At 72.3% G+C, this 13144-nt stretch carries 14 protein-coding genes; 5 read left to right on the top strand and 9 right to left on the bottom strand.

Features of this window, described 5'->3' with window-relative positions:
• Positions 1-7 precede the first annotated feature (7 nt).
• Positions 8-442 carry an aminotransferase class V-fold PLP-dependent enzyme gene (locus tag AC07AW_RS01650; protein ID WP_478813525.1) on the bottom strand — a complete coding sequence of 145 codons (435 nt, stop codon included), beginning with the start codon at positions 440-442 and terminating at the stop codon, positions 8-10.
• A complete protein-coding gene (locus AC07AW_RS01645) occupies positions 439-666 on the bottom strand; it encodes a hypothetical protein (protein ID WP_478813524.1) in 228 nt (75 codons plus the stop codon). Before AC07AW_RS01645 ends, AC07AW_RS01650 begins: the two co-directional genes overlap by 4 nt.
• 231 nt (positions 667-897) lie before the next feature.
• On the opposite strand from AC07AW_RS01645, the gene AC07AW_RS01640 reads away from it, so the two are divergent.
• From AC07AW_RS01640 to AC07AW_RS01630, 3 genes are all read left to right on the top strand, one after another.
• On the top strand, positions 898-1746 hold the full coding sequence (locus AC07AW_RS01640; protein ID WP_478813523.1) for a 3-hydroxyacyl-CoA dehydrogenase family protein: 849 nt from the start codon (positions 898-900) through the stop codon (positions 1744-1746).
• Positions 1747-1872: 126 nt separating this feature from the next.
• Positions 1873-2196 (top strand): STAS domain-containing protein, encoded by a 324-nt coding sequence (locus AC07AW_RS01635; protein ID WP_030210572.1) that lies wholly within the window; start codon positions 1873-1875, stop codon positions 2194-2196.
• A 218-nt stretch (positions 2197-2414) separates the two neighbouring features.
• On the top strand, positions 2415-5003 hold the full coding sequence (locus AC07AW_RS01630) for an ATP-binding protein (RefSeq protein ID WP_478813522.1): 2589 nt from the start codon (positions 2415-2417) through the stop codon (positions 5001-5003).
• A gap of 70 nt (positions 5004-5073) precedes the next feature.
• Here the strand turns inward: AC07AW_RS01630 and nucS are convergent, their stop codons facing one another.
• Positions 5074-5745, bottom strand: a complete 672-nt coding sequence (gene nucS, locus AC07AW_RS01625) for an endonuclease NucS (protein WP_478813521.1) — start codon at positions 5743-5745, stop codon at positions 5074-5076.
• Between the two features lie 250 nt (positions 5746-5995).
• On the opposite strand from nucS, the gene AC07AW_RS01620 reads away from it, so the two are divergent.
• Positions 5996-6388, top strand: a complete 393-nt coding sequence (locus AC07AW_RS01620; RefSeq protein WP_015036224.1) for an SCO5389 family protein — start codon at positions 5996-5998, stop codon at positions 6386-6388.
• A 118-nt stretch (positions 6389-6506) separates the two neighbouring features.
• Here AC07AW_RS01620 and AC07AW_RS01615 read toward each other — a convergent pair whose 3' ends face one another.
• Positions 6507-7541: an LLM class flavin-dependent oxidoreductase gene (locus AC07AW_RS01615; RefSeq protein WP_478813520.1), complete on the bottom strand. Its 1035-nt coding sequence runs from the start codon at positions 7539-7541 to the stop codon at positions 6507-6509.
• A gap of 198 nt (positions 7542-7739) precedes the next feature.
• Between AC07AW_RS01615 and AC07AW_RS01610 the strand changes: the two genes are divergently transcribed.
• The gene (locus AC07AW_RS01610; RefSeq protein WP_392156628.1) at positions 7740-8066 is read left to right on the top strand and encodes an ATP/GTP-binding protein; all 327 of its coding nucleotides are present in this window, start codon (positions 7740-7742) and stop codon (positions 8064-8066) included.
• A 7-nt stretch (positions 8067-8073) separates the two neighbouring features.
• Here the strand turns inward: AC07AW_RS01610 and AC07AW_RS01605 are convergent, their stop codons facing one another.
• From AC07AW_RS01605 to AC07AW_RS01585, 5 genes are all read right to left on the bottom strand, one after another.
• The gene (locus AC07AW_RS01605; protein WP_478813519.1) at positions 8074-8910 is read right to left on the bottom strand and encodes an ABC transporter permease; all 837 of its coding nucleotides are present in this window, start codon (positions 8908-8910) and stop codon (positions 8074-8076) included.
• Complete coding sequence (locus AC07AW_RS01600) at positions 8907-10157, bottom strand: ABC transporter ATP-binding protein (RefSeq protein ID WP_478813518.1); 1251 nt, start codon at positions 10155-10157, stop codon at positions 8907-8909. The genes AC07AW_RS01605 and AC07AW_RS01600 overlap by 4 nt, the downstream gene beginning before the upstream one ends.
• 146 nt (positions 10158-10303) lie before the next feature.
• A complete protein-coding gene (locus AC07AW_RS01595) occupies positions 10304-11083 on the bottom strand; it encodes an ABC transporter permease (RefSeq protein ID WP_478813517.1) in 780 nt (259 codons plus the stop codon).
• 3 nt (positions 11084-11086) lie between these two features.
• Positions 11087-12055 (bottom strand): ABC transporter ATP-binding protein, encoded by a 969-nt coding sequence (locus AC07AW_RS01590; RefSeq protein ID WP_478813516.1) that lies wholly within the window; start codon positions 12053-12055, stop codon positions 11087-11089.
• A 65-nt stretch (positions 12056-12120) separates the two neighbouring features.
• Complete coding sequence (locus AC07AW_RS01585) at positions 12121-13056, bottom strand: cellulose-binding protein (RefSeq protein WP_478813515.1); 936 nt, start codon at positions 13054-13056, stop codon at positions 12121-12123.
• Positions 13057-13144: the final 88 nt, after the last annotated feature.

Genomic DNA, 13144 nt, shown 5'->3' with positions numbered 1-13144 from the left:
TCGGGTGTCAGGCGGCCGCGCGGGCCGGCGCGCCCGACACCCCGGCCGCGAGCGCGCGGGCCGCGCGCTCGGCGTCCTCCTCCGTGGTGAAGCGGCCGAAGCCCACCCGGATGCTGCCCCGGATCCGCTCCGGAGCCAGACCCGCCGCCGTCAGGACGTGCGAGGGCTCCTGCGCCGAGCTGTTGCACGCCGAACCCGTCGACACGGCGATGTCCGTGACCTCCAGGAGCAGCTGCTGGGCGTCCGTGCCCTCGAAGGACAGGTTCACCGCGTGCGGCAGGAACCCCGGGCCCGTACCGCTGTTCAGCCGGTACGGCACGAGCTCCGCGAGCGTCGCCAGGAACCGCTCCCGCAGCCCGGCGAGCCGGACCGACTCCTCCTCCCGGCCCGCCGCGAGGACGCCGACGGCCGCGCCCAGACCGATGACGGCGGCCGTGTTCACCGTGCCCGCCCGCAGCCCGCGCTCCTGACCCGCAGGAGCCGTGGCGCGGGCCGGGACAGCAGGCAGAGCAGGGCGGCGGCGATGACCAGGCGGAGCAGGGTCGCGCCGGTCGGCCCGGTCTCCTCGAACAGTCGTTTGGCGAAGGCGGATCCGAACTGCAGGCTGACCATGCCGGTGAGGAGCGGCAGCGGGGCGGGCGTGGCTCCCAGGGCGTACGGGCGCATGACGGCACCTCCTCTCCGGGCGTCGGCCGCCTGACGGATGCCGAAGACTCTATACCCCCTAGGGGTATGTCGCGACCGTAGGAGGGCGCCGGAGGGCGTTCAGGGGGTGTCGTGAGTGTGACGTCCGTCAAAGAGGGCGTGACGCGCATTACTTCGGGGTCACATGGCGCCCCGTGACCGCTAATCTCCGCCGGAGAGCAGAAGTGAACAGCTGTTGAGGGGTGGAAGATCGTGGCCAGGAAGCTCGCCGTCATCGGGGCCGGACTCATGGGATCCGGCATCGCACAGGTCTCGGCACAGGCGGGCTGGGACGTCGTCCTGCGTGACGTCACCGACGCCGCCCTGACCCGCGGCACCGACGGCATCAAGGCGTCGTACGACCGGTTCGTCGCCAAGGGCAGGCTCACCGCGGAGTACGCCGAGGCCTGCCTCGGCCGGATCGCCGCCACCACCGATCTCGACGCCGTCGGCGACGCGGACGTCGTCGTCGAGGCCGTCTTCGAGAACCTCGACGTCAAGCACGAGATCTTCCGCTCGCTCGACAAGATCGCCAAGGACGGTGCCGTCCTCGCCTCCAACACCTCCGCGATCCCGATCACCAAGATCGCCGCGGTGACCGGGCGCCCCGAGGCCGTCGTCGGCGTCCACTTCTTCTCGCCGGTCCCGATGATGCAGCTCGTCGAGCTCGTCCGCGGCTACAAGACCAGCGACGAGACCCTCGCCACCGCCCGCGCGTTCGCCGAGTCCGTCGGCAAGACCTGCATCGTCGTCAACCGCGACGTCGCCGGCTTCGTCACCACCCGCCTCATCTCGGCCCTCGTCGTCGAGGCCGCCAAGCTCCACGAGTCGGGTGTCGCCACCGCCGAGGACATCGACATCGCCTGCAAGCTCGGCTTCGGCCACGCCATGGGCCCGCTCGCCACCGCCGACCTCACCGGCATCGACATCCTGGTGAACGCCGCCAACAACATCTACACCGAGTCCCAGGACGAGAAGTTCGCGCCGCCGGAGCTGATGCGCCGGATGGTGGACGCGGGTGACATCGGCCGCAAGAGCGGGCAGGGCTTCTACAAGTACTGAGCCGCACCCGCCACCCCGCCTCACTCCGTGGGGTGAATTTCGGTATCGGTTCGCTGACAAGGCGCAACGTATCTGCCGGTGCGGCAGTCAGTTGTTGCGAAGACGGAGCACTCTCGGGGAGCGCATATGCACATCAGGGGCGACCATGTCGAGCTGGTCGTCGGGGGCCGCCTCGACGTCCGCAGCGCGGCGGACGCCCGTACGGTCCTGCACTCGGCCGTCGACGACGGAGTCGGCGACCTGGTGCTCGACCTGACCGGCCTCGACTCCTGGGACGCGACAGGACTCGGCGTCATCATGGGCGCCCACCGCAGGGCCGGCCGCTGCGGCCGGCGCCTCGTCCTGCGCGGGGTGCCGCCCCAGATGCAGCGGCTCCTCGTCGCCACCCGGCTGCACCGCATCCTCGCCATCGAGGGCGGCCTCGCCCTGGAGTCCCTGCCCCGCGTGTGACCCCCGGGGGTGCCCGTCACGTGTGAAGCAGCTGTGAGAAACAGGCGTCACACCCAATCCTCACAAGACCGTGACGTCTTGGTCTCGGGGGCACCCCGCCTGTTCCCGAGCGTCTGAGCACGGTCTAGGGTTCGGTCGCCCGCACAATGACGGACCCGCCTGCACACGGGACGGACCCACCGGCGGGCACCGGACACCGCTTCTTGGGGGCTTGGACCATGGACCCGATCAACCCTGGGTCGGAGGAGTACGGTCACGACACCGAGGGCGAGGAGGCCCGCCAGGGCCGTGGCGTGCCCGCGCCGACGCCCGCGCGTGCCCGCGTCGTCCGGCTCGTCTCCGGCGAACTGCTCCTCACCGTCAACCCCGTCGACGGCAGTGAGATCGAACCCTGCCCGCCCGGGCAGGAACCGGAGGCCCCCCGCGCCCGCACCCCCGAGGAGCGCGCCGAGGCCGCCCGCGCCGTCGCCCCGCCCGTCCCGCCGGGCCCCGCGGCACCCGAGCTGCCCCTCCTCGAACGCCACGAGGAGCGCGAGCGGCTCACCGGCATCCTCCGCCAGGGCCGCTGCGCCCGCGTCCTCGGTGCTCCCGGATCCGGCCGCACCGCCCTCCTCGACGCCGTCGCCGCCGACTGCGCCGACCTCGCCCCCGACGGCGTCGTCCGCCTCTCCGGCCACCACCGCACCCCCACCGAACTCCTCCGCGAGCTGTTCACCGCCGTCCGGTACGCCCCCGGACAGCGCCCCGACCGGGCCGGCCTCCTCGACCGGCTCCGCGACATCGGCGCCGTGGTCGTCGTCGACGACCTGGAATTCGGCGGCGCCGCCCTCGACGAACTCCTCGCCGCCGCCCCCGAGTGCGCCTTCCTCCTCGCCGCCGGGCCCGACACCCCCGCCCCCTCCGCCGACGCCCCCGTCGAGGAGGTCCTCCTCGTCGGCCTCGGCCGCGCCGCCTCCCTGAAGCTCCTGGAGAGCGCCGTCGGCCGCACCCTCACCGAGGAGGAGGCCAACTGGGCCGGCGACCTGTGGTTCGAGTCCGAAGGACTCCCGCTCCGCTTCGTCCAGGCCGGCGCCCTCCTCCGCCAGCGCGACCGGCTGCGCGTCACCCCCGCCGAGTTCGACGCCTTCGGCGCCCTCGAAGAGGCCTTCGGCCCCGCCGACCCCGCCGCGGCGGCCACCGTCGCGGCCGCCGCCTTCGACGGCATCGACGACCCCGACGTCGAACTGCGCGAGATACCGCTGCCGAGCCTCGGGGAAGGCGCCGCCCCCGCCGCCCTCCTGGCCTCCCGTCTCAGCCGCTCCGCCCAGGCCGCCCTGCGCTTCGCCGTCGCCCTCGGCGGCGAGGTCCCGCATCAGGCCCACCTCCCGGCCCTCGTCGGCGACACCCACGCCGACGCCGCCCTCGGCGAGCTCATGGCCTGCGGGCTGCTCACCCCGGTCGGCCCCCGCTACCGGCTCGCCACCGGAGTCCTCACCCAGCTCCTCGCCCACGGGTACGAGCACGAGGCCGCCGACCGCGCCCACACCGTCGCCCAGCACTACGCCTGGTGGGCCGCCCACCCCTCCGTCACCCCCGAACGCGCCGCCGTCGAGGCGGACGCCCTGCTCGCCGCGCTCAGCACCCTGATCCCCGGCACCGGGGACGACGCCGCCGAGTACCGGGCCACCGCCGTCCTCCTCGCCCGCGCCGCCGCGCCCGCCTTCGCCGCCGGACTGCACTGGGGCGCCTGGGAGCGCGCCCTGCGCGCCGGACAGGAAGCCGCCCGGCTCGCCGGCGAGGTCGCCGAGGAGGCCTACTTCCACCACGAGCTCGGCGTCCTCGCGATCTGCGCCGGAAACCTGGAGCGCGCCCGCGCCGAGCTGGAGGCCTCCATCGGCATGCGCGGGGTGCTCGCCGACAAGCGCGGCACCGTCGCCGGCCGCCGGGCCCTCGCCCTCGTCGCCGACCTCTCCGGAGAGCACGCCGCCGCACCGCGCGCCGAGGAGCCCGTCTCCCCGCCGCGCGGCACCCCCGCCCTGCGCGGCCCGGCCGCCCGCCCCGCCCTCCCGAGACCGGAGCCGGTCACGGCCCCGCTGCCCGGCGGAGCCGTCCGGACCCCCGCGGCGCCCCAGGTCCCCGCGTTCCCCGACTTCGCCGACGCGGGCCCCACGCTCGTCACCCGCACCGACACCGCCGAGAGCGGCGACCGCCGCTCCGGCCTCAAGGCCGGCATCCTCGGCGGCGCCCGCCGCAACCTCGTCGCCGTCGGCGCGGGCGCGCTCCTCGTCGCCGTCCTCGGCACCGTCGTCACCCTCGGCGCCACCTCCGGCAACGGCGACAACCCCGCAAACGACCGTGTCACCTCCGACAGCACCGCGAACGAGAGCGGCGGCTCCGACGGACTCGACGGCGAGGAGCCGGCCGACGGCGAGGCCGACCCGGCCCAGACCGGCGAGGCCACGCACTCGGACTCCCCGAGCCCCTCCGGCTCCGGCACCGCGTCGCCGTCCGCCTCGACGGACCCGTCCGCGTCCGGTTCCCCCTCGTCCTCGAACAGCCCCTCGGCGACCACCGGAGCGCCGACGGCGACCACGGCACCGCCGACCGGACACCCCACGACGACCCGGCCGCCGGCCACGACCACCGCGCCGCCGAGGCCGACGACCACGACGCCGAAGCCGCCGACGACACCTCCGCCGACCACGACGCCCCCGCCGACCACCACGCCCCCGCCGACGACGACCGCCCCTCCGGCGACCGGCGAGACCACGACCCTCTCCGCGCCCTCCGCCTCCGGTGACGCCACCGCCTCGGAGTCGCCCGCCTGACCCCGTACGAGAACGGCGACGGCCCCGGGAGCGCTCGGCGCACCCGGGGCCGTCGCCCGTAAGACAGGCGTCAGAACAGCCGCAGCTTGTCGTCCTCGATGCCGCGCAGCGCGTCGTAGTCGAGGACCACGCAGCCGATCCCGCGGTCCGTCGCGAGGACCCGCGCCTGCGGCTTGATCTCCTGGGCCGCGAAGACGCCCCTCACCGGCGCCAGGTGCGGGTCGCGGTTGAGCAGCTCCAGGTAGCGGGTCAGCTGCTCGACGCCGTCGATCTCGCCGCGCCGCTTGATCTCCACCGCCACCGTCGCGCCGTCGGCGTCCCGGCACAGGATGTCCACCGGGCCGATCGCGGTCGGGTACTCGCGGCGGATCAGCGTGTAGCCCTCGCCGAGGGTCTCGATGCGGTCGGCGAGCAGCTCCTGGAGGTGCGCCTCGACGCCGTCCTTGATGAGACCCGGGTCCACACCCAGCTCGTGCGAGGAGTCGTGGAGGATCTCCTCCATCGTGATGATCAGTTTCTCGCCCGCTTTGTTGATCACGGTCCAGATGCCCGCCTCACCGTCGATACCCTCCTTCAGGGTGCACGGCGGGGACATCCAGTTGAGCGGTTTGTACGCCCGGTCGTCCGCGTGGATGGAGACGCTGCCGTCTGCCTTGACCAGGATCAGACGGGGCGCGGAGGGCAGGTGGGCCGTGAGTCGACCCGCGTAGTCCACGGAGCAACGGGCAATGACGAGACGCATGGTCGCCAACGCTACAAGACGGGCGCTCTTCCGCGCGATTCGGGCATCGCCCGGACAGGCGACGGGGGTGGTCGTTGGCCGAACACCCGTCGGTTATCAGCCGGTTGTGTGCCCATTCTTCTGGTGTCGCCCGGACCGCGCGCTTACCGTGGAAGCTGGAGGTCGTCGTCCGTGCACGCTGCGTGGCGCACGGCCCGGCCTTCGTCCCTGCCCGCAAGACCCCGTCCGCGGGGTCGCGAGAGGAGAACCCATGTCGCTCGACGTCTCACCGGCGCTGTTGGAACAGGCCGAGCGAGGCGAGGTCGACGAAGCCGACTTCGTCGACTGCGTCCGGACCTCCCTGCCCTACGCATGGGAGATGATCAGTTCTCTGGTGGCACAGCTGAAGGTCGACGGCGGAGAGTTCGCCGACAACCAGACGCCGCCGCCGAATGAGCAGGCACGTGGTCAGCTGCTGCGCGCGCTCGCGAGCGATGCCATTCGTGGCGCGCTGCAGCGGCATTTCGGGGTGCGTCTCGCCTTCCAGAACTGCCACCGCGTGGCGGTCTTCCCGCTGGACCCGTCGGTGGACGAGCGGCTCGCCCGTTTCACGTCCGTACGGGGACAGCTGCTGAACCAGTCGCCGGAACTGCGCGACTGCTGAGACATGGTGCTGCCGCTCCGCATCGCGGGAGAAGGCGATCGATGCGAGCCGACGCGCGTCGCCGCCGACAGATGCAGGAGCGGCAGCACAGTCCCGGACAGGATTCCCGTGACCGTGCTCACACCAGGAGCGGCAGGACCTCCGCGCCCAGGCGCCGGACGTTCTCCTCGGTCGCCGCGAGGTCGCCCGAGCCCTCCGCGAGCAGGGCGAAGCGCGTGATGCCCGTACGCTCCGCGGTCGCCGCGAGCCGGTCCGCCGCGTGCCGGGGCGTGCCCACCGGGTGCAGCCCGCACAGCAGCTCCGTGTACGCGACGGGGTCCCGCATCGCCCGGTGCCGGCCGTCCACCGTCACATGCGCGTCGAGCCCCTGCTTCAGCCAGCCCGGCATCGCCTTCACCAGCGCCTCCGCCGCGTCCGTCCCCCGGTCCGCGAGCTGCGCCACCCCCGCCGAGACATGGCCGGCGCCGATCCGCGCGATCTCGTCCGGGTCCCGCCCGGCCTCCCGCGCGCACCGCGCCCAGGCCGCGACCATCTCGGCCTTGTCCTCGTCGCCGCAGTGCATGCCGAGCAGCATCGGCAGCCCGCGCTCCGCCGCGAGCTTCACGCTCTTCGGCGAGGTGCAGGCCACCACCACCTCGGGGGAGGGCGCGCCGCCGATCAGTTCGTCGGGGCGGGGCACCACGGGCACCTCACGGAACGCGAACCGTTCCCCCTCGGCGCCGACGCGCGGCTCGCTGAGCCAGCGCAGCAGCAGGTCGAGCGATTCGGGGAACCCCTTCTCGTACGCCTCCAGACCCGCGCCGAACACCTCCAGGTCGACCCAGGGCCCGCCCCGGCCCACCCCGAGGGTGAACCTGCCGCCCGAGGTGAGGTGCAGCAGCGCCGCCTGTTCGCCCAGGGCGACCGGGTGGACGGCCGGCAGCACGCTCACCGCCGTGCCGACCCGGAGCCGCCGGGTGCGGCCGAGGAGCAGCGCGGCCAGTGTCACGGCCGAGGGGCAGACCCCGTACGGCACGAAGTGGTGCTCGGCGAGCCAGACGGAGTCGAGCCCCGCCTCCTCCGCCACCTCGGCGGTCCGCACCGCCCGGTGCAGTGCCTCCCCCTGGCCCTGGCCCGGGAACTGGGCTGCCAGAACGAACGTACCCACGCGCATCGCCTTCTGCCTCCTTGCGGCCGACGCGTATCTCCCCTCGCACTGGCACCAACGTCTGACACGTGCCAAAGGCAACGGCCGTTCATGAAGTTCTTGCGATTTTCGGCTAAGCCGTCCCGGGCGGGGCCCGGGGCACCGGGTGGCGGCCCGTAGGCTGGACGGAACGGTCCGTGATCCCAGACCCCGTGAGGTGTGCCCGTGTCCCCGCGTCACAACCGCTCCCGAGGCGGCGGTAAGCCCGAGCAGCAGGGCGACCACGGCGACCGGTACGGCGGTGCGCAGCGTACCGAGACCTGGCAGGGCGAGGAGTGGTACGTCCGGCTCGTCGCCGGGGCGAGCGCCCCCGGCAAGCGCTACCGCTGCCCGGGCTGCGACCAGGAGATCCCGTCCGGCGCCCCGCACGTGGTGGCCTGGCCGGAGTGGGGCGGGGTCGACGACCGCCGGCACTGGCACAAGGCCTGCTGGAACGCGAAGGACCGCCGCACCAGCAGGGTGCAGCGGTCTCGCAACGCGCCGAGGTACTAGCGAACCGTCACACGTCCCGGCTGTTCAGCAGGGCGTACGCGCCGCCGAGTGCGGCCGCCGCGATCCCCGCCATGATCAGCAGCACCTCCCAGCCCGCCGGGCCCGAGTCGCCGAGCGACGGGGCGTCGCTGTAGAGCGCGATCATCTGCGAGGGGATGGCGTAGGTGAACAGGAAGTCCCGCACCGGCTGCAGCGCCTCGGTGAACATGAACATGCCCGCCACCAGCGGCAGCAGCAGCAGACCGATCATCACCGTGATCGCGCCCGCCGAGTGCCGGATGATCGTCCCCACCGCGAGCGACAGCAGCCCGAGCAGGGCCAGGTAGGCGCCCGCGCCGACCGTCGCCCGCAGCCACTCGGCACCCGTCGGTGTCGCCGCCGTGTCCACGAGGGCGACCTGCGCCACCGCCACCAGGGTCGCGATCAGCGTGGTGACCGAGAAGACCAGCAGGAAGAAGACGATCGCCTTCGCCGTCAGTACCCGGGCCCGGCTCGGGCAGGCCGTCAGGGTCGTACGGATCATGCCCGTGCCGTACTCGGAGGCGATCGTGAGGACGCCGAGCGTGATCACGCAGATCGACGCCGGCAGCATCCCGAAGAAGCCGAAGGTGAGCGCGGACTCCTCGCCGATCGGGGCGGGGGAGGTCGCGGCGATGGCCGCGATGCCCAGACCGATGGCGAGCATCAGCAGGATCATCACCCCCAGCGTCCACAACGTCGAACGCACCGAGCGGATCTTCGTCCACTCGGAGGCGAGCGCGTCACCGAGGTGCGCGGCACGGACCGGGATGGGGGAGACGTAGGCGTGCGGCGCCGGGGCGTGGTGGGGGGCGGGGGCGGTCATCGGGCGTCCTTCGGGGTGTCGCTCGGCTGCAGACTGTTCGGCTGAGGGGCGCCCGGCTGCGGAGCGGCCGGAGGGGCGTACGGACCGGGCGCCTGCGGGGCAGGGGCCTGCGGGGCTCCGGCGTACGGACCGGATGCCTGCGGGGCTCCGGCGTACGGGCCCGGCGCGGGGGCGTAGGCGCCCTGCGGGGCCGCGCCGTACGGGTTCTGTCCGGGCGGCGGCGGGGCGTACCAGCCCTGCTGCGGCACGTCCTGGACCGGCGGCTGGTGCGGCAGCCCGTACCCCGGCTGTCCGGGCTGGACGGGCGCCTGGAGGTGGGCGAGACGGTCGTCGGTGGAGCGGTAGTCCACGGCGCCCTGCGTCAGCCGCATGTACGCCTCCTCCAGCGAGGCCTGGTGCGGGGACAGCTCCCAGAGCCGTACGTCCGCTCCGTGCGCCAGGTCGCTGATCCGGGGCAGCGGCAGGCCCGTGACACGCAGCGCGCCGTCCGGCTCGGACAGCACCTGGCCGCCGGCCTCGATGAGCACCGAGCTCAGCTTCTCCCGCTGGGCCGGCTCGGTGCCCGGGGTCCGCACCCGGGCGAAGTCGGCGGAGTTCGCCGAGATGAAGTCCGTGACGCTCATGTCCGCGAGCAGCTGCCCCCGGCCGATCACGATCAGGTGGTCGGCCGTCAGCGCCATCTCGCTCATGAGGTGGCTGGAGACGAAGACCGTGCGGCCCTCGGCGGCCAGCTTCTTCATCAGGTTCCGCACCCAGAGGATGCCCTCGGGGTCCAGGCCGTTGACGGGCTCGTCGAAGAGCAGCACCTGCGGGTCGCCGAGGAGGGCCGCCGCGATGCCGAGCCGCTGGCCCATGCCGAGCGAGAAGCCCTTCGAGCGCCGCTTGGCGACGTCCTGGAGGCCGACCACGCCGAGGACCTCGTCGACGCGCTGCGCCGGGATGCCGGCCAGCTGCGCGAGCGACAGCAGATGGCTGCGCGCGCTCCGGCCGCCGTGCACGGCCTTGGCGTCGAGGAGCGCGCCGACCTGCCGCGGGGCGTTCGGCAGCTGCCGGAAGGGGTGGCCGCCGATCGTGACATGGCCCGCGGTGGGCCGGTCGAGGCCCAGGATCATGCGCATCGTCGTCGACTTGCCGGAGCCGTTGGGCCCCAGGAACCCGGTGACGACACCGGGCCTCACCTGGAAGGAAAGGTTGTACACGGCCGTCTTGGCGCCGTAGCGCTTCGTCAGGCCGACTGCCTCGATCATTCTCCAGCCCCATCGACAGATCGGTCGCATCCATGTCGGGGCGTGGCGGCCGTCGGCCGGAGCCCCCCGTATGAGCTAGGAGCTTATCCAGCCGTTGACGGTTCCGCCGAAGCGGAACCGTGATCCTCCGGTACGAGGTTGCGGGGTCAGGCGTCGCGCTTCTTGATCACCAGGTAGCCGCCGAGCAGCGAGGCCACCACCCAGAGCAGCATGATCCCCAGCCCGCCCCAGGGGCCGTACGGCGCCTTCTCCGAGTTCATCGCGTCGGGGATGACCCGCATGATCTTCGAGCCGGCCTGGTCCGGGAAGTACTGGGCCACCTCCTTGGCCTTCGGCACCGCCGAGAGGATGTTCGAGACCAGGAGGAGGAACGGCACCAGGATGCCGAGCGAGAGCATCGACGAGCGCAGCATCGCTGCCACACCCATGGAGAACAGGGCGATCAGACCCATGTAGAGCCCGGCGCCGATCACGGCGCGCAGCACGTTGTCGTCACCGATCGATGCGCGGTGATCGCCGAGTAGTGCCTGTGCCAGGAAGAAGGTGATGAAGCTCGTGGCGAGCCCCACCAGGAGGGCGAGCCCGCCCGCCACCGCGACCTTCGAGAAGAGGAAGGTCGCGCGCTGCGGCACTGCCGCCAGCGAGGTGCGGATCATGCCCGAGGAGTACTCGGTCCCCACCACCAGGACGCCGAAGACCACCATCGCCAACTGGCCGAGGACCATCCCGGAGAAGCTCACCAAAGTCGGGTCGAAGGTGATCCGCTCGGCCTCGTTCAGATCGTCGAAGGTGGAGTTCACCAGGGCGCTCAGCCCCGCGCCCATCGCCACCGTGACGAGGAAGGCGCTCGCCAGCGTCCAGACGGTCGACGACACCGTCCGGATCTTGGTCCACTCGGACTGCAGGACCGCGGATGCCGCTGCCATCGTTCAGGCTCCCTCGGAGGTCGTGCCCCACTGGGGGCCGGGCGCCGAGGCGCCGCTGTGTACGTCGGTGCCGTGCGCGTGGTACTCCACCGCGCCGGCCGTCATCTGCATGAACGCTTCTTCGAGGGAGGCGCGCTGGGCGCTCAGCTCGTGCAGCACGAGCCCGTTCTCCGCCGCCAGTTCGCCCAGCTTCTCGGTCGTCGCCCCGTCCACCTCAAGTGTCCCGTTGCTCGCCTCGACCGCGACAAGACCGTTGGCGTGCAGCACGTCCCGCAGGCGTTCCTGCTGCGGAGAGCGCATCCGCACATAACTCCGGGAATTCTGCTGGATGAAATCCGCCATCGACGTGTCGGCCAGCAGCTTTCCCTGCCCGATCACGATCAGATGATCGGCCGTCAGCGCCATTTCACTCATCAGATGGCTGGAAACGAAGATCGTCCGGCCCTCGGCCGCCAACGCCTTCATCAGATTGCGGATCCAGTGAATTCCCTCGGGGTCCAGACCATTGACGGGTTCGTCGAACATCAGGATCTCGGGATCACCGAGCAGCGCGGACGCGATCCCGAGGCGCTGTCCCATGCCGAGGGAGAAACCTTTCGACTTCTTCTTCGCGACCGGCGTCAGACCCACCAGGTCGAGCACCTCGCCCACCCGGCTCGCCGGGATGCGGTTCGACTGCGCCAGACACAGCAGGTTGTTGTACGCGGAGCGGCCGCCGTGCATCGCCTTGGCGTCGAGCAGCGCCCCGATGTACTTCAGCGGCTCGGCCAGGTCCCGGTAGTGCTTGCCGTCGATCCGGACCGTCCCGCTCGTCGGGTTGTCCAGGTCGAGCATCATCCGCATCGTCGTCGACTTGCCCGCCCCGTTCGGCCCGAGGAAGCCGGTGACCACGCCGGGGCGGACCTGGAAGGAGAGATGGTCGACCGCGGTCTTCGTCCCGTACCTCTTCGTCAGGCCCTCAAGCTCGATCATGCGCACCAACCTACGGGCACGCAAAACCCCCCGCCACCGGAATGACGGGGGGAGCGTCGTACTTGTTACCGGGACTGCTGGGCCGGGACACCGGCCGTGCGCTCGTCGTCGATCGGGGAGCCGGCCGCCGCCACCGCGGCACCGGTCAGCGTCGCCAGCATCTCGCGGACGTTGGTCAGCTGCGCGTTGATGGAGTCGCGGCGGTTCGTCAGCGCCGCGAGCTCGCGCTCCGATTCCGAACGGATCCGGTCGGCCTTGGCGTTCGCGTCGGCCACGATGTCCTCGGCCTGGCGCTGCGCGGTCTCCACCGTCTGACGGGCCCGGCGCTCCGCGTCCGTCCGCAGCTTCTCGGCCTCCAGGCGGAGCTGCTCGGCGCGGTGCTCGATCTCCGCGAGGCGCTTCTCGGCCTTGGCCTGACGCGAGGCCAGGTCCCGCTCCGACTGCTCGCGGCGCTTCGCCAGGTTCGTCTCGAAGTCCGCGGCGGCCTGGGCGGCCTTGGCGCGGGTCTCCTCGAAGAGGGCGTCCGCCTCCTCGCGCTTCGACTGCGCGTCCTTCTGCGCCTCGGCACGCAGCGAGTTGGCCTCGCCCTGCGCCTTCTCGACGATCCGGACGCCCTCGTCCTCGGCCTTGGACTTGCGCTCGGCCGCGAAGGACTCCGCGTCGTTGCGCACCTGCTGGGCGGCCGACTCGGCCAGCTCGCGGTGCTGCTCGGCGGCGCGACGGGCCTCCTCACGCAGGTCCTTCGCCTCCTCCTCGGCGAGTCGGAGGATCTTCTCGACCCGGGCGCCGAGCCCCGCGTACGACGGCTCGGCGTCGGTGACCTGCGCCTGGGCGTTCTGCGTCTCGAGGTGGAGCTCCTCGATGCGCTTCTCCAGGGAGGTGATACGGGACAGGGCACTGTCGCGGTCGGACACGAGCTTGGTAATGCGGTCGTCCACCTGACCGCGGTCGTAACCGCGCCGCACGAGCTCGAAGCCGAAGGGGGAGGATGTGTCGCTCATGGGTTTCCTGTCGAATGAGACCGGTGAGGTGTTAGAGGGAATCCTAGGGGCCGAAGCGGCGTGTCATCGAGCGTATGCCCGTTTGATC

Source organism: Streptomyces sp. NPDC044003 (assembly GCF_056435185.1).
Note: the sequence above shows the minus strand (reverse complement) of the source record. Positions and strands in the feature narration are given on the sequence as shown.

What these genes read in the sequence shown, in the direction of transcription:
- AC07AW_RS01645 (WP_478813524.1), bottom strand. Translation starts at nt 666, where the DNA reads ATGCGCCCGTACGCCCTGGGAGCCACGCCCGCCCCGCTGCCGCTCCTC.
- AC07AW_RS01635 (WP_030210572.1), top strand. Translation starts at nt 1,873, where the DNA reads ATGCACATCAGGGGCGACCATGTCGAGCTGGTCGTCGGGGGCCGCCTC.
- AC07AW_RS01630 (WP_478813522.1), top strand. Translation starts at nt 2,415, where the DNA reads ATGGACCCGATCAACCCTGGGTCGGAGGAGTACGGTCACGACACCGAG.
- nucS (WP_478813521.1), bottom strand. Translation starts at nt 5,745, where the DNA reads ATGCGTCTCGTCATTGCCCGTTGCTCCGTGGACTACGCGGGTCGACTC.
- AC07AW_RS01620 (WP_015036224.1), top strand. Translation starts at nt 5,996, where the DNA reads ATGTCGCTCGACGTCTCACCGGCGCTGTTGGAACAGGCCGAGCGAGGC.
- AC07AW_RS01615 (WP_478813520.1), bottom strand. Translation starts at nt 7,541, where the DNA reads ATGCGCGTGGGTACGTTCGTTCTGGCAGCCCAGTTCCCGGGCCAGGGC.
- AC07AW_RS01605 (WP_478813519.1), bottom strand. Translation starts at nt 8,910, where the DNA reads ATGACCGCCCCCGCCCCCCACCACGCCCCGGCGCCGCACGCCTACGTC.
- AC07AW_RS01600 (WP_478813518.1), bottom strand. Translation starts at nt 10,157, where the DNA reads ATGATCGAGGCAGTCGGCCTGACGAAGCGCTACGGCGCCAAGACGGCC.
- AC07AW_RS01595 (WP_478813517.1), bottom strand. Translation starts at nt 11,083, where the DNA reads ATGGCAGCGGCATCCGCGGTCCTGCAGTCCGAGTGGACCAAGATCCGG.
- AC07AW_RS01590 (WP_478813516.1), bottom strand. Translation starts at nt 12,055, where the DNA reads ATGATCGAGCTTGAGGGCCTGACGAAGAGGTACGGGACGAAGACCGCG.
- AC07AW_RS01585 (WP_478813515.1), bottom strand. Translation starts at nt 13,056, where the DNA reads ATGAGCGACACATCCTCCCCCTTCGGCTTCGAGCTCGTGCGGCGCGGT.